12 protein-coding genes are annotated in these 21,026 nt (G+C 31.8%); 3 read left to right on the plus strand and 9 right to left on the minus strand.

Going from position 1 to position 21,026, the window contains the following annotated elements:
* On the minus strand, positions 1-573 hold a 573-nt coding region (locus OM075_RS18590), incomplete at its 3' end, for a hypothetical protein (protein ID WP_301192047.1).
* 299 nt (positions 574-872) lie between these two features.
* Here OM075_RS18590 and OM075_RS18595 point away from each other — a divergent pair.
* Genes OM075_RS18595 through OM075_RS18605 form a run of 3 tightly spaced genes read left to right on the plus strand, consistent with a single transcriptional unit; the run spans position 873 to position 6,113 of the window.
* Positions 873-1,727, plus strand: a complete 855-nt coding sequence (locus OM075_RS18595; protein WP_301192048.1) for a DUF4007 family protein — start codon at positions 873-875, stop codon at positions 1,725-1,727.
* Complete coding sequence (locus OM075_RS18600) at positions 1,720-4,929, plus strand: P-loop NTPase fold protein (RefSeq protein ID WP_301192049.1); 3,210 nt, start codon at positions 1,720-1,722, stop codon at positions 4,927-4,929. The genes OM075_RS18595 and OM075_RS18600 overlap by 8 nt, the downstream gene beginning before the upstream one ends.
* Positions 4,929-6,113 (plus strand): phosphoadenosine phosphosulfate reductase domain-containing protein, encoded by a 1,185-nt coding sequence (locus tag OM075_RS18605; RefSeq protein ID WP_301192050.1) that lies wholly within the window; start codon positions 4,929-4,931, stop codon positions 6,111-6,113. Before OM075_RS18600 ends, OM075_RS18605 begins: the two co-directional genes overlap by 1 nt.
* Positions 6,114-6,119: 6 nt before the next feature.
* On the opposite strand, the gene OM075_RS18610 is transcribed toward OM075_RS18605, so the two are convergent.
* From OM075_RS18610 to OM075_RS18645, 8 genes are all read right to left on the minus strand, one after another.
* Entirely contained in the window at positions 6,120-9,026 is a 2,907-nt protein-coding gene (locus OM075_RS18610) for an ATP-binding protein (protein WP_301192051.1), read from the minus strand.
* 48 nt (positions 9,027-9,074) lie between these two features.
* Positions 9,075-14,336, minus strand: a complete 5,262-nt coding sequence (dptH, locus tag OM075_RS18615) for a DNA phosphorothioation-dependent restriction protein DptH (protein WP_301192052.1) — start codon at positions 14,334-14,336, stop codon at positions 9,075-9,077.
* A gap of 8 nt (positions 14,337-14,344) precedes the next feature.
* Positions 14,345-15,859 (minus strand): DNA phosphorothioation-dependent restriction protein DptG, encoded by a 1,515-nt coding sequence (gene dptG / locus OM075_RS18620; RefSeq protein WP_301192053.1) that lies wholly within the window; start codon positions 15,857-15,859, stop codon positions 14,345-14,347.
* A 2-nt stretch (positions 15,860-15,861) separates the two neighbouring features.
* Positions 15,862-17,628: a DNA phosphorothioation-dependent restriction protein DptF gene (dptF, locus tag OM075_RS18625; protein WP_301192054.1), complete on the minus strand. Its 1,767-nt coding sequence runs from the start codon at positions 17,626-17,628 to the stop codon at positions 15,862-15,864.
* Positions 17,629-17,686: 58 nt separating this feature from the next.
* The gene (locus tag OM075_RS18630; protein ID WP_301192055.1) at positions 17,687-18,826 is read right to left on the minus strand and encodes a cysteine desulfurase family protein; all 1,140 of its coding nucleotides are present in this window, start codon (positions 18,824-18,826) and stop codon (positions 17,687-17,689) included.
* Positions 18,827-19,035: 209 nt separating this feature from the next.
* A complete protein-coding gene (locus OM075_RS18635; protein WP_301192056.1) occupies positions 19,036-19,386 on the minus strand; it encodes a hypothetical protein in 351 nt (116 codons plus the stop codon).
* The gene (locus OM075_RS18640) at positions 19,383-19,616 is read right to left on the minus strand and encodes a DUF4248 domain-containing protein (protein WP_301192057.1); all 234 of its coding nucleotides are present in this window, start codon (positions 19,614-19,616) and stop codon (positions 19,383-19,385) included. Before OM075_RS18640 ends, OM075_RS18635 begins: the two co-directional genes overlap by 4 nt.
* Before the next feature lie 409 nt (positions 19,617-20,025).
* Complete coding sequence (locus OM075_RS18645; protein WP_301192058.1) at positions 20,026-20,916, minus strand: Rpn family recombination-promoting nuclease/putative transposase; 891 nt, start codon at positions 20,914-20,916, stop codon at positions 20,026-20,028.
* Positions 20,917-21,026 lie beyond the last annotated feature (110 nt).

Raw genomic sequence — 21,026 nt, forward strand, 5'->3', positions numbered from 1 at the left:
CTTTTTTATAAGGTGGTTGAAACGTTTACCGTTTTGGGTGTTTCGTGGGCCGGATACAATGCCCAATTCGCCCAATGCTAATCCGTTCATATTTTGTTCCTCTGATAATGATTGCGTGGTAGTAAGAGTTTCGCCATTAACGCTGATGGTCATGGTGAAAGTCATATCAGCTTTAAGCTGCTGAGTATTGGAAAGTACGGAAAGAGTCAGACCTTTACCCATAAGGTTCAGATATGGCACTTGAAAAACGATTTCAGGCTCTTGTGTTTTGCCTGCACCAATGGTAAGTCCTTTAATATCGGGGGTAGAATAAGCGACTGCCGAACCTTTGTAATTTGCAACAACCTGGTTAACGGCTAATGTGATGGGGGCTTTGGTGGGATTGTAGCAACGAAGCTTTACGGCAAACTGAACTTCCTGTAAGTTCATCTTGTGGATGCGGAATCCTAAAAGGGCAAAGTTTATTTTTGCCCCAGCAAGAAGCTTTTTGCCTTTTTTAATCAGGTAGAAACCACCGCCAACGGCTGCTACTGCTGCTAATGTGCCTAATATTTTCTTTGTGCTTGCTTCCATATTGGAAACAAACATATAGTAGGCTTATGGAGGGGGATTGGTTGTATTTGGTTATGATTTGGTTTGATTGGTTGGAATTGGTTATTTTTTGATATTTTATATGTAAAATTAAAATGCAATGATATTTATTGAATTAATACTTCATGTGAAGTTTGTAATGTGTTAATAGATAGTGTTAAATGTATAAGGTGACAAGACGGGTGTTTTGTGAAAAACTTCGATTGTTAAGATGAAATATTAACTTTTTAAAAGAAAGGAGTATCTTTACTGGGCATTTTCATCCAGTAAAAGAAACTTAAATGAAATATACTTTCTCAGGACACGAAACATTTTATTGTCGTCATTATTGGTTAAAAAAAGGATATGATTTCCTAAAAGAGGGTAATAATTTTAATGATCCTGATGCTGTTACTAAGTTAGGTGTAGGTAAAAATATGGTTACTTCTATACGATTTTGGTTACGTGCATTTGATATTATAGAAGAAACTAAAGATAATAAGTTTGCAACCGATCTAGGGACAAATCTATTTGAAGATGAATCTTGGGATCCATATTTAGAGGATATAAATTCAATTTGGTTGCTTCATTATCATTTAATAAAGAAAGGGTGGGCTTCTATTTATACCCTGTTTTTTAATAAATTGAAAAACGGAGACAAAGAATTTTCAAACGAAAAAATATTACGAGGTCTCACATATCTTACAGAGTCTGCAAAACAAGAAACTCCAAATGTTAAAACATTGGACAATGACATTAGAGTATTTCGGTCTAATTATTTACAACCAAGAAAGTCTGTAAATATTGAGGATGAATTCAATGGGCTTTTACAAGAATTACACTTGTTTGAAGAAATAGGAAAAAAAAGTCTTGTTGTTCAAAATACTGATCGAGAGGATATTTCAATTGAATTATTTCTCTATTCAATTTTAGACCGTTTTGAAGAACGGAATTCTATCTCAGCAGAAGAAATTATTACTTCTACCAATAGTCCCGGAAAAATTTTCTGTATGACCGAACATGGTATTATTGAAAAATTAAAAATGATTGAGGAGAAATACCAAGGTATTACTTTTTCAGAGAATGCAGGGGTTAGAGAGCTTCAAATTAGTAAAGAATACGATAAGTGGAATGTTTTAAGTGGCTATTATGAGTAAACAGCAATATACCCCTTCAGTAAATATTATTCGTGACTATGATAAAGAATTAAACTATATAGTTACACCAAATGCAACTCAAATTGCAAAATCAATAGTTAACCATTATAAAACTACAGGACATTGTTTTAATATTATTGGTTCATATGGTACTGGAAAATCAAGTTTTATTTGGGCGATGGAACAAAGTCTTAATAGGAAAAAAGATTTTTTCTATGAAGATGGAAATGCATTTAATAATGCGGACAGTTATGACTTTATAAATCTAGTTGGTTCCTATAGTTCAATTCTTGAAAGTTTAGGAAAAAGGTTTGGTGTCAGTAATATAACCCCTGATAATGTAATTGAAGGAATTGATAATTATTACAAGAAAATAAAACAAGAAGGTAAGTTTCTTATTGTCGTAATTGATGAATATGGTAAGTTTCTTGAGTATGCTGCAAAAAACAGCTCAGAAGAGAGTATTTATTTTATTCAACAATTAGCAGAATATATTAATTTGCCGGAGAGAAATATTGTATTGATGACTTCTCTTCATCAGAATTTTGCTCAATATGGTTCGGGGCTCAATACTAAAGAGAAAAATGAGTGGAACAAGGTAAATGGTCGTTTTATTGATCTTACCTTTAATGAGCCTGTTGAGCAACTTCTATATTTAGCAGGTGAAAGAATAAAACAATGGGGATTCAAAAAGCCTAGCACTAATGAGGTTAACAAAGCAATTCTTCATGCAAAAATTATTAAAAATGCATCTGCGTTTGATATAGAATTTGGAAATAAGATTTTCCCTTTAGACCTATCGTCAGCAAGTTGTTTAACACTAGCTCTTCAATTATATGGTCAAAATGAAAGGTCTCTTTTTACATTTCTTAATAGGCAAGGATTTAATAGTTTATATGAGCATGCAGAAACAGGAAATAGATTCCATCTAGGAAAGGTACATGATTTCATCATAGAAAACTTTTATGGTTTCATAATTAGTAGCTCAAACCCACATAAGAGTGGATGGGATGCTATTCGGATAGCTCTAGAAAAGATTGAAACAAATTTTAATGGAGAATTTGATATAGCTGAATTAATTATAAAAGCGATAGGTTTACTTAATATTTTCGCACCAAAGGGTGGTAAAATTGATAAGAACTTAATAATTGATTATTTGCCACAATATTCTGCTGAAGTAATTGATTCTGTAGTTGACCAATTAGAGAAAAAACAAATTATTAGATTTCGCTCTTACTCTTCTCGATATATATTGTTTGAAGGGACAGACTTGGATTTTGATAAAGAATTGGAAGATGCAAAGAAAAAAGTAACTTCAAACAAGAATGTTGCTAATGCAATCAAGAAAATTTATAACCTCCCATATATCTTAGCTAAATCAATTAGCTATCAGTTAGGAACGCCAAGGTTCTTTGAATATATTATTTCAGAAACACCTGTAAATATAAGACCCGAGGGAGAGTTAGATGGTTATATAAACTTGGTTTTTTCTGAGGAAATAACTGCTGAAGAGGTACAAAACCAATCAGCATCGGAACATGCTATATTATACGCATATTTTGAAAGGACTGGTAAAATTAAAAATTTGCTTAATAAAATTGATAGAATTGAGTTTGTAATACAACAGAATCCGGATGATAAAGTAGCATTAAGTGAGTTGAATAAATTGAAGGATGCTACACTTAATGAATTATCGACAGAAATTCTAACAAATCTAATTTCAGGAAAAAGCGGTGTTAAATGGTTTTCTAATGGGAAAAATATAAGAATACGGTCTCAAAAAGAATTAAATAAGAGATTATCTAAAATTTGTCAGAATGTATATTCGTCAACACCGTTATTGAGGAATGAGCTTCTGAATAAGCATAAGTTAAGTGCTGCAATTTCAAGTGCAAGAAAAAACTTCTTTACTGCTTTACTTGATAATTCTGACAAAGAGGACATTGGTTTTCAAAAAGATAAATACCCTGCTGAAAAGACGATTTATCTCAGCCTGTTAAAGAATACAGGATTACATAAGAAGGATAAAGATGATCGCTGGGGATTTGTTGTTCCTGATGAAAGCAGTCCAATTTATTCTTTATGGGAAAAGTCTATGGAAATTCTCAATAGAGGTAAGATAGAGCGAATAAATGTAAAAACATTTTATGATGAATTATCCATAGCACCATTTAAACTTAAGGACGGTCTCTTGTCATTTTGGGTTCCTACATTTCTTCATATCAATCAAGATAATTACGCCTTATTCAACGATAAAGGATATGTACCTTTTCTGACAAAAGAGGTGATAGAAGTATTCCCTAAAACATATAAAGACTATACAATTAAGACTTTTTCAGTTGATGGTATTAAATTAAATTTACTCAACACATATCGTTCTTTGATTAATAAATCACCAAAAGAAATTGGAGATAGGTCAGTATATATAGAAACAATTAGACCCCTATTTGTTTTTTATAGGGATTTACCTGAATATACAAAGCAAACCAAAAATATTTCTTCAGAGGCTTTAAACTTTAGAAATGCAATTCATAATGCGTCCGATCCAGAAACAGCCTTCTTTGTTGATATACCAAAGTCACTTGGTTATTCAGGAATTGATTTAAAAAATGAGAGTATAGACTTGGAGCAATATCTTAAGCAACTCAAAGATGTTATAAGAGAGCTAAGAGAATGTGAACAAGACCTCATAAATCAATTAGAGCAAACAATAAAGAAAATCATTGGAGCTCCGAAAGCAAACTTCGCAGAGTACAAGAAGAATTTAGAAGAACGTCTTGGTCAAGTGAATATTGAAATTATTTCATCAACGCAAAAGCGATTATTAAGTCGTATACTGATGCCTTCTAGTAGAAAGTCAGAATGGATAAAGGGACTCTTTAACAGCTTGTTAAATAAAGGATTTGATAAAATTGTAGATGAAGAGATTCCTGTATTTATAACTAAGTTTAAAAGTTCTTTTAAAGAATTGGAAAGACTTGTAGACCTACATAAGCTGAATAAAAGTCGATCAAATGAATCAGTTTATTCCATTGATATAATAGATGAAAGGGGGAAAGTTAAAAACGAAAATATTATTCTACCTGTTAAAATGTCATCAAAATACAAGGAATCAGAATCTTTAATTAATGAATTGATTTCAAAATTATCGAAGGAAGAACAAAAGGCATTACTAGTAAAAACACTTCAACAATTAATATAATGACAGAAGAAGTAAAACATGTTTTAGGAATAAGTGGAGGAAAGGATAGTGCTGCTTTGGCATTGTATCTCAATAAACTATATAGCAAGGATGTGTTACCTATTGAATATTACACATGTGATACAGGTCGTGAATTGGCAGAAACCTATGTGTTAATTGAACAGTTGGAGCATGAATTACAGCAGCCAATTAAGAAGTATCAAGATAAGAATTACAGAAGTACTAATGAGGAGAACCCTTTTGATTATTTTTGGAAAAGATATGGCGGTTTTTTACCGGCACAAAATGCTCGTTGGTGTACAAAAAACCTAAAACTTGCACCATTCGAGGCTGAAATTGGTGATTCTTTAGCTATTTCATATGTAGGCATTAGGGGGGATGAAGATAGGGAAGGATATATTTCAACTCGACCAAACATACAGTCGATTTTTCCTTTCAGAAAAAATATTTGGAGTGTTGATGTTATCAAAAAAGTATTGAGTAATGATAATGTAGAGAACCTAGCTAAGTACTATAAAGAACATATTACTTCCAATGAATCTTTTGAAAAAGTTATGGATTTAGTTAATAAATCTATTTCACTTTCATACTCGATAAATCAAAAACTAAATGACCTCCTTGATATTAATGTGAAAACATTTAATAAAGTTGTCTTTGAGTGGCTGAAAACTACTGAATACCCTGTAGGAAAGCTTGATTATTTTCCGTTAGTTGAGAATGATGACATTCTTGTTCGCCAAGACATCTTTAACTTAATTGAAGAAAGTAATGTTGATTTACCTAATTACTACTTGCCCAGAGAATATGAAATTGATGGGGAAAAAGGTAAATATTTTAGAAGTAGATCAGGTTGCTTTTTTTGTTTCTACCAACAAAAAATAGAGTGGGTTTGGTTAATGGAACAGCATCCCGCTCTTTTTGAAGAAGCTAAGAAGTATGAGAAAGATGGATATTCCTGGATACAAGGAGAAAGTCTTGAGCAATTATCTAATCCAGAACGCGTTAAGAGCATAAAGAGAGAGCATCTTAAACGAATGAAAAGGCGTTATGAGAATTTACAAACTAAAACGAGTTGGCAAGATGAAATCTTAGGGATTAAAAAAAACAACAATACTTCCGACCCAAGTTGGCTTGACGAACTATTAGATGCGGAAGGAGATGGGTGTGCTAGTTGTTTTATTTAAGATGTTTTATTTACAACTTTTTACGGCATCTTGAAATAATTCCTCAGGGGATTTTGAACCAAGATCCACATGTTTTAACCAAGCTGAAAGCCACTGAAAAACTTGTGTTTTGCTGTGAACATCTGGTCCTGCATTAAGAATTAAGCAACTTTGTAAGATGGCTTCTAGCACCCTTTCTGTACTTTCTTGTTGAGTTCGCCAATGCTCAACTCCACCAATAGCATGTCCTAAATTAAGCAAAGCAAAAAGAAATCCAATTTCAATATTCTTTAAATTAATTTCTTCTGAAAATTGAGATATCCAGTTAAGTAAAACTTCCTTTCTATTCGAAAAGCTAATGAATTTTATGTGCCTAAAGAATAATCCAATAATCTCAAGTGGTATATTATCTCCTGTAAATGAAGAGTTTTCCTCCTTGGGGATAAATCTTAATATTTGCTCCCCAATACTATCTAGTGAATTAAATAAAACATCTTCATCTAAACGGTTATCTATAGTAATTTCTGGCTTTTGCATAGTTAACTCACCCAAATCTGCTATATTATTTGCTACGTACTCGTAATGTTCAATTGTCACAAAACCATCAATTGAAAGAAATAAATATTCAACACCCTTATCAATATCACCCTTCTTAATTAAAGTATGAGCATAGTTGTTATAACAACATAGTAAATTAAAAAGCTCATTTATCTGGCTCAGTCCATATAATGCCTTTTCATGATACTCTGCGGAGTTATTATAATCTTCAATTATCTCATACGCCTGTGCAATTTCCGAACATAATAGAGCGCGATTACCTATCAATTGCTTGGTAAATTCACTTAACTCTCTTCCTTGTCTAAATTCTTCTTGATTTTTACTATCTTCTTTAATTTTAATCTTTAGTTCAATAATTTCTAGGGCAATATTAAAGTGACTAATTGCCTCTTCTATGTTTCTTTTTTTATATTCTAGCCTTCCTTTCATCCATTCATAATGAAACTGTATGGTTTGATTTTCCTTTTCCAAATAAAGCTCTTTCATTTGTTTAAGCACAAATTCAACTTGTTCCAAGTCATGCCTACGGTAGTGTATTTGACTCAAGTACATGAATTGAATAGCAACTGATTCAAGGTCTCCTAACACTATATTAGTCTTAATGCCTAATTCAGAAAAATATAAACCATTTTTAAAATTACCTCTAATAAAAAAATACTTACCTGCCGCTTCACAGATACTACCTATAACCAATAAGTAATCATTGTTTTTTATATCTTGAGTTGTTGATTTCCAATTTGTTTTACTATCTGCAATACGTAATGCGGAAATTATATTTGGTAATTCATCATCAAATCTTAATAATCCATATGGCAGGCTCTTTTCATCACCATTCTCAATATATAAATGACTGATAAATAATGCCTCCATGGATATGTGTTTTAATACATCTAAATAAAGTTTATCATCATGATCTTCTGAAACTTTATTAGAAATATAATACAGTATAAACGGCGAAATAAATAAACGGTTAAACCCAAGACTATCCTCCTTTCCATTAACGAAGAAAAAACTTTTTAACCAAGCGATATCTTCATCAAATGTATCCCATTCCCCTAAAACTTGTGTACTATAAACCTCCTTGAGCCCACCAGGATACAGCAACAAATAATGAAGAATCTTAATTTGACTCTCTGTTAATAATTCATATGTGGCATTAAAACACACTTCTAATGATGTTTGCTTATTATGCTTTAATCGTCTAGGGTTTTGTAGCTCTTTCTTTTCAATAAGTTTAGTAATAGTTTTTTTAGAAGACTTGTAGAAGTTAAGAAGTGATGATACAATCTTTATCGTAAGAGGATGACCACTACAAAAGTTTAAAAGCCAATCCTCATCTTCTTTTAAAAGTAGACTTAAATTATCAAGCTGAGAATACACAAGCTCTTTACTTTCTACTTTACTTATTCCTTTAACCTGAACTTTACTTATATTATAATCTATATTCGATATGTCAATTTGACTTGTGATAATCAATTGAACATTCTCTGTTTGAGTCATTAGTTCAGTTATAAAATCCTCTATTTCATCACCTTCTTTAATTAACAATTTCTCTAAACCATCAAAAACAATAGATATTGTCTGGCCATTTATTAGTTCTATAATCCCAACTTCATTTGATTTGTTTTCTGAAATTGTATTTCTCAAAACCAATACTAAATCATCCAGGCAGCTTATCTTTTCAACATCAAGCCAAAGTAAAGGACAGTGATACTTTACATTGTCTATAGCATTAAGTAAAAGTTGTGTTTTTCCAACACCACCAATACCTTCAATTACAATTAATTTTTCACTCTCCATTAATGTTACCAACTCGACCAACTCAAGTTGTCGTCCAATAAATATTGGATGCGGTTTTGGCACCGGAAAAGCCCTTGGACTGGTTATACTCTCCGAAAGAATTCGTTTTTGTTCATCAATTAGTCTAGCTTTAGTTAAAGCAAGTACATCTTTTGGGTAAGCCTTATTATCAATTTTGGTATGAACATCTTTAGCAATCCTAATTAAGTTATGATGATGATGATTCAGGGTTTCTGCATAAGGAACAATATGCGCGTCTTCCAAAGGATATCCTTTACCAGTAATTGGACATTTTCCTCCAATTTCGGTTTTTAAATATTCTTTTATATATGTTGGAATATTAGGTCTTTTATCTTGTGGATTTGCCCATGGTTCTTTAAGATAATTATCAAAATCACATAACTCTTTCTTATCAAAGAAGTTCTCTCCCTTATTAGGTATAGTACCTAACTTTCTTTCATGCCCCAAGTGTTTCTTAGGAGCATTTCTAACATAAGCGTAAAGTAGCTCTTTTGTGATACCTAAATATATCGCAGCTTCTGTATCATTTAAAAAATCCTTCTTTGATTCAGGCATGTGAAAAATATCAATTGTTAAAAGTAACCCTCGGTGTAGGTCTCCCCTTTAAACTTTTTCCTTAATTAGTTCCCAGAAAGCTTTATCCTTTATTTTAATAGGTGCAGATCCTGCTAAATTTACAATACTATAATGCTTTTCAAGGCTTTTGATCACACCTATTAATTCATCTCTTTCTGCCTTACTCTGAATATCAAATAAAGATGCAACTTCTTTATCTTTAATTTCATTCACTCTATGAATAATCCAAGTCAATATATAATTCGAGTACTCATTATCCCCAGTAGAAAAGTGGTTCAGGAATTGAGTAGATAAAATTGTACCAACACCATACTCCCTTCCTTCTTTCAAAATCTTCCTAAGTGATTCAAAATTCTTGCTTAAAAAATTATCAGCTTCATCAACCAAAATCATTTTGTTAAGCTGTCGGTAGTTCCCTTTTATCTTACTATGTCCATTATTTTGCATTTGAGAGTAAAACAAATCTAGCGTTATTGCTACAACTAAGTTTTGGATCTCGGGGCTATAACCACTTAAATTGATTACCGTTACACCTTTTAGTAATTCAAATAATGGAATTGCTTTATTGCCTACAGGTTCAAAAATTTCATATTCATAAAGTTCTGTAAGTGCAGCATGCAAACTATCAATACTAGAATCTTCGTTACTTAAATATAATTCTGCAACATCAGCAATGGTTGGCGCAGATTTACTCCATGTATCAGGTATATTTTTATGAATACCTTTATTTTCATATGATTCTAATATTAAATCTCTCAATAATGCTTTTTGCTTATTTCCTAAATTAAAAGCTTTTGAAATAGTATCTTTTAACGTGCTTGCGGTATGTAAAGGTAATAGAGGTTTTGGGTTGTTATCGATACTTAAAGCAAGTGGATTGTATGGGAGTTTATGTAACTCGTAAACTTTTGCCCCAGTAATATCTGTGAATTCAGATTTGATATAATCTCCTTTATAATCAAAAATCAGTACGCCAATTTGCTTCTGATCCACATTAGCATGACTGTTTTGAACCAGTTGCGTGATTAATGATTTTGTAAATTGAGTTTTCCCTGTACCCATTGTTCCGATGATACCTGTATTGGTATGCATAACTTTATCAGTAGAAGTTGGGTACCAGTTCATTTTTTGTTGTGAATTTACTTCTGTTCCAAACAATACCTTCATTTCATTATTATCATTGACCAAAGGCTCTAATACTTCGTTTTGTAATGGGGAAGAATCGTTTGTATCATCATTAAGGTTTCCAAGCTCTTCTGTACACTCAGACATTGATGGATTTTCAATGATCGCTTCGTTGCTTTTATAAGAGTTTTTCAATAGATGGTCAGCAGGGATACTGCTTATTTCAGAATGTACACGAGTAATTAAATCTTCAACAGAGAGTTTTAAATCTCGTAATCCATCTGTTTCTAGTAGCTGAATTAGTTGAGCACTTCCTTCTAAGTTAACTTTTCTTGGCGAAAAGTTTTCATTTGCTCTAAAGGATAGGACGGAGTATTTTCCGATATGTTTTTGAAGATGAGTGCCGATTTTAAATTTATCATTCAACAATGCGACCTTAAGCCTATTAACTATATCCCATTTGGCATCATTGGCAGGCCATATTTCATAGAGGATAAGTTTTTCAACAGTAGAAATCAATTGTTTAGCAAAGAAGTTACGGTAAACTTTTCCTTTAATAGTGCTATCACCTAAGACTTCTTCAAGGAATTCAGCAGTTTTAGCTCCTTGCTCTTTTCCTTTTCTTTCTTGATCAGTCACACCAATTTTCACTTCTACTGGGTGGAAATGAAGAATAGTTTCTTGGCTGAATGATTCAATCCCAATCATTAGGATGTCATCACTAAATTTCCCCTCTTTGCCGTGATTTTTAGTAGATAATATACCTTCTTTCGTTGGTAAAGCAATGCTTCCTGCAACTCTTAGTATTTCTTCAAGCGATATAGGTACCCAAGTAATATCATCATGATATAGTATTGCTAGCATCTCTTTTACAGCGCTTAGTATGCTTATTTTCTCTTTATCGAATTGAAGTCTTTTTGAATGTGAAGCAATCTTTAGTAACCAATCTCCATTAATTGCATTGAATATGTTAATTATTGGGATAACATCTTCTTCTGTTACATTTATACCTTGTTGATTTAAGTAGTTATAGATAACATCTCTGTATTGTTCCCACTTTTTTGTAACAGTTATTGCATCATAATTTCCGCTTGAAGTGTATAAGTCACTATAATGTATAATTACTACATCTTTATCTGATTTAAAGAACGAAAGATCTACTTTTGGATCAATAAATGTAGTCCATTGTGATGATTTGTAGATTTCATTTAATTGTGTTTTAACTTCTTTCTTAACAGTTAAAGCAATCGTTTTATCCTTTTCTAATTTACCTGGAGTATTTAGAATATTAACAACTTCATTATATTGCTTTGCTAAACTTATTAATGGTTTGTCCATCGAAGTTTCTCGTGTTCCAAAACTTGTCCAGTAGGCTCCTCCTTCATAATTGGTAGCAGGATCAGACATTAAGCCATTTAAACTGATTCCACTGTCCATACTATCCATATTGTTCTGCGTAAAGCTCACTTGATTGTTATCATTGTGATCATGACAAAACTGGAAGAAAGTAATGTGTGCATACTCATACGTTGCATCACACTGTTCTCTATTATAGAAGTTTACTTTTTCGTTATATAATTTGAGCAAGTCATATGGTTCCATTTTATTAGCTGTTGCATATAAATCAATACCGAAAACTTCTTTAATTGAATCTGGCTCATCATATTTAGAAAAAAGTTCGAATTTAGTTATGTAATCTTCAGAACCATAAATATTAACTTCAATAGGAGAGAGTTCATCAGGAGCTTTCCCTTTTGTTGCAACAAGAGTTGTGAAGTAACTAAAAACACCTTGCAGAATTTCTCCACAATCCCCTTGATTTACTAAATTAATCTTGATCGGTGCATTTTTATCTAAAAACAAATAGGAAAAATGCTCGGTAAATTCAATTACTTTTTCACGTACCAGTCTTGGAACAAACCTTTTTGATGCTATTTGCCCATCAGTTTCTTCTTTAATATAATGAGTCCAAAACAATGCTTCTTCACTATCTGTAACATGATAAAAATCTTTCTTAACTCCACGCAAATAGGGCAAAAGATTGTTAGAATTAAATCTCTCTATTATTTCTTTTGGAACTTCTGTGTCAATCTCATCTTTTAAATGTAATTGATAAGCAACATTTAGAGGGTGCAAAGAAGTGTATTTTATATATTTATCTCTATCGCTACTGATTACGGTTCCGATTTTGAAAATATTTTCTTGGGTAGATGTTAATTCAGTTCCATACTCTATATTATCTATAATTTTTTTTACTGATTCAAGATATTTTAAATACAGCTCTGTTAGTTTTTCATCAATATAAGCAATAGACGGTAATTGAACTTTATCTCCTTGATTTAAGTATTTAATAATGTCAGAATAAGCCTCTTCAATTTCAATTGGTAAATCAATTTTTTTATCTAATAATGTAATTCCATCAAGAGCTTCGACAAAAAATATTCCTTGCTCATCATCTAGCTTGGTCAGTATGCGATACTCCTGCGCAAGCTGTTTACGCATTTTTAAAGCAGGATAGAATTTACTTGCATTGTGATAAATCGTTTGTATGGTTTTATCCTTAGTTTCATCAATTCTTTCTGAATAAAAAAGGTGTTCTTTTTTATTACAGTATTTTATATTAAAAAGATCACTTTTATTTAACTCTCTAGGAATGGTGTCTCCGAGCTTGAATTCAAAAGGTACTTTATTTCCTTCATAGAAAATTGAAAAAGAAATTTTACCAGTTTCGGTATATGTTTCTTCTCCATTAAATAAATGTAAAACCTTTTTGCTTTCAAGATTATAGTTACGCCCCTCTACAATTGCAACTCGTTCACTTGATTCATGTCCCGGATTAATGGTAATTAGATCACTGGAGGTGATTTCAATACTTCCTTTACTAGTTACCTTAATATCATCAATATGTTCCTCTAGTATGGACTGGTCAAAAGGCAGAATCAATAGCTTGAATTGATGTTTAAGTATTTTTCCTTCTATTTCTTCAACATACTCAAACTTTTCAAAAAACGTTATATTCTGTTCTTCACTAAAAGTTATCACTAACTCTATAGTATTACCTTCTATTTGGGGATTAATTAAGGAGTCTTTTTTGAACTGCAATTTTTTATCACTTGGTTTTGATTTAAATTCAAGTGAAGCTGTTACCAAATCTTTTTTGTCAGGATTAAATAATATGATATTTCTTATTCGTTGCTGATTAGAGCTATTTCCTTGAGCAATATCTCTACATTTCAGCCATTCCTTATTATATCCTGTCTCATTGGGCTTATATTCAATACCTTTTATGTTTTTTCGCCTCTCAATAGATTTGATTAATTGATCATATGTGACATAGAAACATAACTCTCTATTTTTTAATTTCTTTTGTATGCTTTCATCATATTTCCTCTCAACAATTTGATCAATATTACCATATTGATGTCCATTGCTTATCTCTTCATGAAGCTCGATATTGTGTTTTAGCCTTTTCTTATTTTCAGTATCTGATTCTATTCCTTTTAAAATTGATTCATCTTTGAAAATTCCAAGTTCTTGATAATCTTTATCCTCAATCTTTTGGTTCTCTAAAACCTTTAAATAAACCCCATAATCAAAAATAGAACGATCTATATCATAACTAGTTTCTCCTTGATGCTTAATCAAATAAGTAAGAACCTTTTTTTCTTGTTCAGGTAATTTGTTGTTTGAACTTTTTATGTTTCTTTGAATAGCATCCTTTACAGATGCAATATGTAATGGGTATTCTTTTGTAGCAAGGTCTTGTGCTCCACCAATAATACTATCCAACTCAGTATTATGTAAGAATAAAACAGAATAACCTTTGTACAGTTCTTCTTGAGCTTTAATATAATTTCTTATTGCAGTCAGAAAATCTTCATGAATATCAGGTGTTAATCCGTGATCTCCTACGTCATGAGAGTTGCCTGCAATTAGCAACTTTGCATTCTTAAAATCGATTGCAAATGTTGAGTACTTATTGTGTTGGAATATTTCTCTGATATTTTCCAACCCCGCTTTTCTAAACAAAGCTTTGTAGATACCAGCAACATCATCAGCCTCCTCAAAGTTTGCATGATATGAAGCACCGAAAGTTAAAGTGGTGTTTTTAAAATACTCTATTATTCCCTGCGCTAAAAAATTATATATAAGATCTGATTTCATTCGATTTATTAATTGGTAAGTTTTTTAACATACTGAGCATCACCACTATCACTTTTCTTTTCTAAAATTGCTATTTGCTCAAATAACTTGATCGCTTCTTTTTTTGATTCTAAATCTAGATATACGCCTTTATTTTCTAGCTCTTCCCATAAATGTTTTACTAATATTTTATCTTTATTGCCAATAGATAAGCTTGTTAGAAGTAATAATAATTGTTTATCCATACTTAAAGCCATCCCCAGTGGACCTCTGCGACGGAGATAATTAACAAGACTAAATCTTTTGAACCAATTACTGTATGCCTTTTGCGCAGTTCCTCCTTTGCCGTACTTAAACTGAAATTTTATCGTATGAAAAAGTTCTTTTATGCTGTCAATTACTAGAGTTTTATTATCAGTAGTATCTAGTGTTGTAAAGTTCTTTTTATCAATATCCTCCCAAGTTTTTCCTTCCTTGAATTGTATATCCTCCAAAAAGTTTGTTTTATACATGTGAATGATACTCTGTATAGTTGTATTCAGTGTGAAAAGTTCTTCCTCATCTAATTCCTCTAACTCTACCTCAATCTCTTTGTATGTTTTTAAACCTTCTGTTTTCCAATTGATTGTATTCAGAAACTCAAGACAATTAGCATGAACAAATAAATCTTCAGTATGACTTTCTAAAAGCTGCCACCCATTTACAATTCCTAAGCGACTTTTATTTACCTTTTCCCAATTAAACGTAAAGAATAACTTTGGTACATTACGTTTTTCTTTTGCGTAAATAAAATGATCAAAGGCCAGGCATAATTGAACAATTAATTGAAAGAAATAAAACTTAATTAGTTGATTAATATTTTCGATAAAACCATTTTCATCCACAGAAAGCGATTCAATATCTTTCTTGAGCTGTTCTTTTAAGTTCTTTGTTAGTAGTCCTTCATAAAAGCCATTTTGGCTGTCAACATATTTACCGTTATTATCTTCTGCATCTTGCAAAACATCTAAAACTAGACGATATAAAAGGTGCTCGTTACTAGGAGTATCGACATCCTTTATCATCTTTTGTATATCATTAGTTATTAAAGTGCCAGTCACAAATTCAGCGATAGATTTTAACTTAGCATTCTCTTTTTCAAATTGTAAGTATTTTAAGACTTTTAAATCAAATTTGAAAATATCTCCATTTTTGTCAAATAATAATTTTTCAATGATGTCTTGAAGTATTTTAACTTGCTCATTGCCAATAAAGTCATCTTTTTTGCCTATCTCATTTAAAATAAAATCTTTATCAACGATAACGTTCTTACTAGGGCAAGAAAAAGCCTTTCTAACAACATTTCCGATTACGCCGTTAAATGTTTTAAAATCAGATTCACTAGCATTAAGTCCCGTTTCATCTGTTGCAAATGGGAATACCTTTATAATCTTACCTTTACAGTGTTGAAAGTTATTTGAAGCTATTAGGCAATCTGATTCAACATCTTTAATACTCTTACTAAACGAGCCCTTTATTTTATTTTTGTCAAATGTTAAAACCATAACTATTCTTCTTTGCAAAATTCATAACCTATACCATCCGTATAACTCAATGTGTATCGATCTTTTGACCTTCCATCTATGTGATGAAATGATAAGTCTTCTAATCTGCCTGCATCTCTAGTTATCTTGGTAATAAAATGCTCAAAACTTAAATGATCTTGTCTATCCTCTCGATTTGGACGATAACCTTGTCCTATTTGGGTTAGTAATTCAAATAAGCTATAATCAATTGTAGTTTCAACCTTATATTTATTTTTGGTCATAAACGCCATTGTTATCGCTGGTGAATATCTATGTAATTGTCCATCTTGTTCAATATCCCCTAACTTCTCAAGGACAGGTTTAATCTTTAATTCTTGACTAATTAGATAAGTATTTTGCTTTTGACCTGCTTTAATATTTATGCTTTGATTACCTGAAACACTTCCGTTCCAATTAAATATTCCATTTAGTATAGTCCGGTTTGTTACTTTAATTCTGTCACTTTGGGGGTTAGAATAGCTATAGAATAAGTAAGTTAGGAAGCTTTCGAAGATTTTATCTCCTTTTAGACTTTCATTTGTAAAATAAGCTCCCCTTATGAGAAGTCTAATGATTTTTGCAGTCTTTCGCTCTTCTAAATCAATGGAGTTAGTTATATTTTCTTTAATGCAGCTGGGTAATTGAACACCAAACTCTTTATATACTTCAGGGATATTATTTGCGACATTCAATTTTAAGATTGCTTTATCAAGCTTCTGACTTCTATTTCTACAAGGATCCTGCTTTGTTAGTGATTGAAATATATAGCTGTCCTTTCTTTCGAATAACATGTATTGTATAAGCCCCTCTAAAGTATATTCCCATTCTCTATTTGTAGAATTCTTAATGGCGAGTTGTTTTACTTCTTCCATATTTTTATTCTGTAGGTTAATTGGGACAATTAATTGAGCTATGAAATTTAATAGCTGTCTTATCGAAATGATAAGTTTATCTTTAATTATGGCTTTTATAAGAATTTCTAATATAACTTCTTGATTTTTAGAATCCGAAAGGAATAAATAATTCAAATAAATTGGGCAATAGTTCTTGTACTCGAAATCTTCGTAATCCTCTATAAAAGCTTTATAGAAAGGATTGTTGTCCTTATGAGTAGTAATTTTTTTTATTAAATCCGTAATTATTTCAGAATTAGCTCCATTTTCAGTTACACTTACGATTTGATAATCAGCTAGGTTGATGTGCTTGAAAACAGAATTTTCCTTGAATTCTTTATGCTTATAGCTATTTTCTAAGAGTTGATATTCTTCAACAAACTGCGATAGCATTGTGAATTCATTTCCATTATTTTCAAAGAAGTTTGTTAGAGTTCCTAAATTAATAGCCAAAATTGCTTTTGTTGGTTTAGGTTGGGGTTCCTTTAATTTTTCATCAGTAAAATCCTGTAAAAAATGAGCAAGTTCTTCTTGCCAACTTCTTTCGTAGTTTTGACTTTCAGTTGCATCATTTTTTACGATGAACTCCTTCATTTCATCAGGATAGAGTTTAAATAAATTAGCAAGTAAATGAGATTTTCCGTCACCTACATTCCCTGATACAAGTATCAATTGTGGAATTTCACTCTTATAACTACCTTCAACTAGTTTATTCAATTTACGTTCAACAAGTCTTTGAACGTGTAAATATTCCATGAATTCATTGGTACTGTCTTTTGTGCCATCAACAACTGAATCTTTGGAGCTTATAAAGAGCCTTTCTATAAGCGTTTTAAATGAGGTGAACTGGGTCATATATTAATTGTACTCTTTAAGAATTATTTATTTTTCATGTAACTTAGGAGTTTGTTGCCTATACTTTATTAAGCTCCTTTTTAATTAAATCTATTGCCTCTTTAACTTCATTTTCTGTAGTCTGTATGCCGAAACTAAACCGCAAACAGCGATCTGCTTCTTTAGAATCCATTCCCATAGCTCTTAATACATGCGAAGGTTCAATAATTTCACTAGTGCATGCAGAACCTGTTGAAAAGTATATTTTCGAACTTAATGGAAAAATAATTTCTTCATGTTCATTCAAGTGAAAATAAATATTGGAGATATATGGAGACCTTTTTGCTTGTGCTCCTATTATTTTTGACTTTTGCTCTTTAGTTAATTGCCCTTCAAGCAATTTTTGTAGTCTCCGAATATTATCATTTTCTATAGTAATCCTTTCTGTGAGTATTTCAGCAGCTTTACCTAGACCTACAATTCCTGGTACATTTAATGTTCCTGATCTACGATCGTTCTGCTGACCACCACCATGAATCAATGGATGGATTTTGAAGCTTCTTTTTAATACAACAGCTCCAATTCCTTTAGGAGCATACATTTTATGTCCGGAAAATATCAAGGCATCAATTGGTGTCTTTTCAATATTTAATGGAAGCTTTCCAACAGCTTGTGTACCATCACAAATGTATTTTACGTTATTCTGAAGACAAATTGATGAAATAGTATCAATATCATGAATAACTCCAGTTTCATTATTTACAGCCATTAAACAAACGGCAAGAGTATTTTCACTTATTAACTGTTTGAGTTGATCGTAATTAAGTTCTCCATCTATATTAACATCAACATACGATATTTCCGCTCCTAATTCTGTAAGATAATCACATACAGCAAGCACAGCTTTATGTTCAGTTTTACATGTGATTATTTGTTTTTTATGATGACCAGATTCTAAATAAAGACCTTTTAAAGTCATATTCAAACCTTCGGTTGCTCCACTTGTATATATGACATCGTAATCCCATGCCCCAATTAGCTTCTGTATTCGTGTGGTTGCCTTTTCTATTGCTTGCGCTACAGTTTTTCCTCCATTGTGTATCCCATTTGAAGGGTTTGAAAAATTTTCTACCATGTATGGGAGTACTTCTTCAACAACTTCAGGTAAAGTGGGAGTTGATGCGGCATAATCAAGATATATGTGCTCCGATATATTCATAAAAACGATTACCTTGTGTGTACACGAAGATAAAGTTTTCTGCTCATTCTTTTATTTTTTGTTAAAAGAAAAGGTTGTAATACATGGTATTAGTGTCATTCTTGAATCAAACATTCTCTTGGTGTGAGACAATATATGCGTTAGTATTCAGGGCGTTATGAGACATTTCAGTGAAGATATATTCTAAAATTATTGATTATATTCTATTTTTATTTAATACTATCTAACAGGCTTACAAGATCTTCAAATAAACTCTTTTTAATGGTGGAGTCTGTTGCCTCAATTTTCTTCCTTAAATAATTCTGAGGCACTTGCTTTTTTATCAGAGTTCTGGCATATTTACCTAACTCTTTAATTAGCTCATTTTCAGGTGATACATTTTGTGGCAGAGTAGAGGAATAATTATTTTGTTGTAATTTTTGAAGAAGAGAATGGTATTCATTCTGCATATTTTGAAATTCATTGGCAATCCCTCCAGCATCAGGGTGTAGTTGCTTTGCCAATTTTCGGTAACGTGCTTTTGCTTCTTCAATATCGGTTATGTCTAAGAAATACTTCATAGCAGTTCAAATTCTTCAAGTGTTATACAAAAATGTTCAAGGATTATAAGGAGTTGTTGTTTTGTGTAATAGTGGCGTTTTAAATTTCCAGCCTTTTCTATCTTTAGCTTTAGTGTAGGGCAAATATCAATTTCGTTCCGAAGTTGCTGCATTGCTGATTTAATAGAAATACTATCGGGGTACAATTTCTTTACCAAATCCTGCTTTAATATGGTTCTGCGTACTATCATAGTGTTGGATTTGGGTTGAAAAATGAGCGATAACGCACCTGAATTATTGAGAAAAGCAGCCTTGTAGAGTATATTTCAACTGCTTTTGAGGGCTTTTGAGAACTTTTTAGCTTATACAGACTGCTTTTGAGGACTTTAAGACAAAATCTTAAAGACTTTTTTGAATATTGATTTTTTTGGAGGAGACTTTCTACTATTAATTGAATAAACGGTCGCTTTGTAACCAACAAAAACCTCGAATCGAGACTTGCATTTAGAATGTAATGAAGATTTTTGGGCATAATCTATATAATTATACCCTTGACAGCTATGAATGTAAAGATAGCTTTTTTTAGTCTTGCTTTAAAAAAAAGCAATAAAAAACCCGATACCAAAACTGATACCGGGCTATATCGTAGATTAACTACTCTTAATGAGAGTTGTTTGTCCGAATTTTTTGAATTTCCTCAATAGCAATATCTGTTATTTCGGATATTTCTTTATCCGAATAACCTTTTGCAATCATTTTTACAACAACTTCTTTCTTACCTAGGTATTTCAGTTCGTTAGCTGCCTCTGCAAAAGCATCTTTAATTTGTGGTGAAATTGTTTCCATAATCTCATCAATTTTATCAGGTTTTAAACCAGAAACTTTATACAAATATAACGCTATTTTTTGGAAAATAGTTTCGTCAATTTCCTTTAACTGGCTGAACATTTCTCGTGCCAAATCAGGGTTGTTCTTGATAAAGCCAATCAGATTGTCACTCCGTTTCATAAACCATACGGCTACTTTTACACTTGGTCGCTTAAAGTGGCGGATGATAGCATGGTCTTCAATATCCTTTGTGTCGAATAGGGCATAATCAAATAATGGTACAAAGCGTTTTAGTTCCTCCGGAACCTGAACAAAACCCGAATCCGTCCATTTCGGTTTTCCATGATAGAATACCATTGTAATTACAGGAGTAAGTGGCTGTTTGTTAGCTGCTTGATTTTCCCAAACATTCAGAATATAGCGAAGTAACTGTAAGTGTATGTTTTTATCGGGATAACTTTTGTGTTCGTACAGAAGCGATACTTTAATATTGGTATTCCCATAAAACATATTGCATGACACATCTTTAAAGTAGGGAGCAAGTTCCTGGTCAACGTATTCGGTTGGGTCATAAACAAGTGTTTCGGGCTTCAAACCTTGAAGAACTTCTTTGGGCAATGTGCCTAATAGCAAATCTTCAAGATTCTCTTTTACAGAGAAAAGGCTTTTAAAGAAATTGTCGTGAATATTATTGTTTTTCTGTACGTTACTGTTCTTTTTCATCGCATTAAAAATGTTTAAATGTATATTTATATTCTTCTTGTTTTATTGAAAATTCTTTGGTTCTCAGAGCCTATGGTATTTTTTTAAAACTGTCCTCATTCCTCATTTTT

The organism is Plebeiibacterium sediminum (assembly GCF_026013605.1).
GTDB lineage: Bacteria > Bacteroidota > Bacteroidia > Bacteroidales > Marinilabiliaceae > Saccharicrinis > Saccharicrinis sediminus.

What these genes read in the sequence shown, in the direction of transcription:
- OM075_RS18595 (WP_301192048.1), top strand. Translation starts at nt 873, where the DNA reads ATGAAATATACTTTCTCAGGACACGAAACATTTTATTGTCGTCATTAT.
- OM075_RS18600 (WP_301192049.1), top strand. Translation starts at nt 1,720, where the DNA reads ATGAGTAAACAGCAATATACCCCTTCAGTAAATATTATTCGTGACTAT.
- OM075_RS18605 (WP_301192050.1), top strand. Translation starts at nt 4,929, where the DNA reads ATGACAGAAGAAGTAAAACATGTTTTAGGAATAAGTGGAGGAAAGGAT.
- OM075_RS18610 (WP_301192051.1), bottom strand. Translation starts at nt 9,026, where the DNA reads ATGCCTGAATCAAAGAAGGATTTTTTAAATGATACAGAAGCTGCGATA.
- dptH (WP_301192052.1), bottom strand. Translation starts at nt 14,336, where the DNA reads ATGAAATCAGATCTTATATATAATTTTTTAGCGCAGGGAATAATAGAG.
- dptG (WP_301192053.1), bottom strand. Translation starts at nt 15,859, where the DNA reads ATGGTTTTAACATTTGACAAAAATAAAATAAAGGGCTCGTTTAGTAAG.
- dptF (WP_301192054.1), bottom strand. Translation starts at nt 17,628, where the DNA reads ATGACCCAGTTCACCTCATTTAAAACGCTTATAGAAAGGCTCTTTATA.
- OM075_RS18630 (WP_301192055.1), bottom strand. Translation starts at nt 18,826, where the DNA reads ATGAATATATCGGAGCACATATATCTTGATTATGCCGCATCAACTCCC.
- OM075_RS18635 (WP_301192056.1), bottom strand. Translation starts at nt 19,386, where the DNA reads ATGAAGTATTTCTTAGACATAACCGATATTGAAGAAGCAAAAGCACGT.
- OM075_RS18640 (WP_301192057.1), bottom strand. Translation starts at nt 19,616, where the DNA reads ATGATAGTACGCAGAACCATATTAAAGCAGGATTTGGTAAAGAAATTG.
- OM075_RS18645 (WP_301192058.1), bottom strand. Translation starts at nt 20,916, where the DNA reads ATGAAAAAGAACAGTAACGTACAGAAAAACAATAATATTCACGACAAT.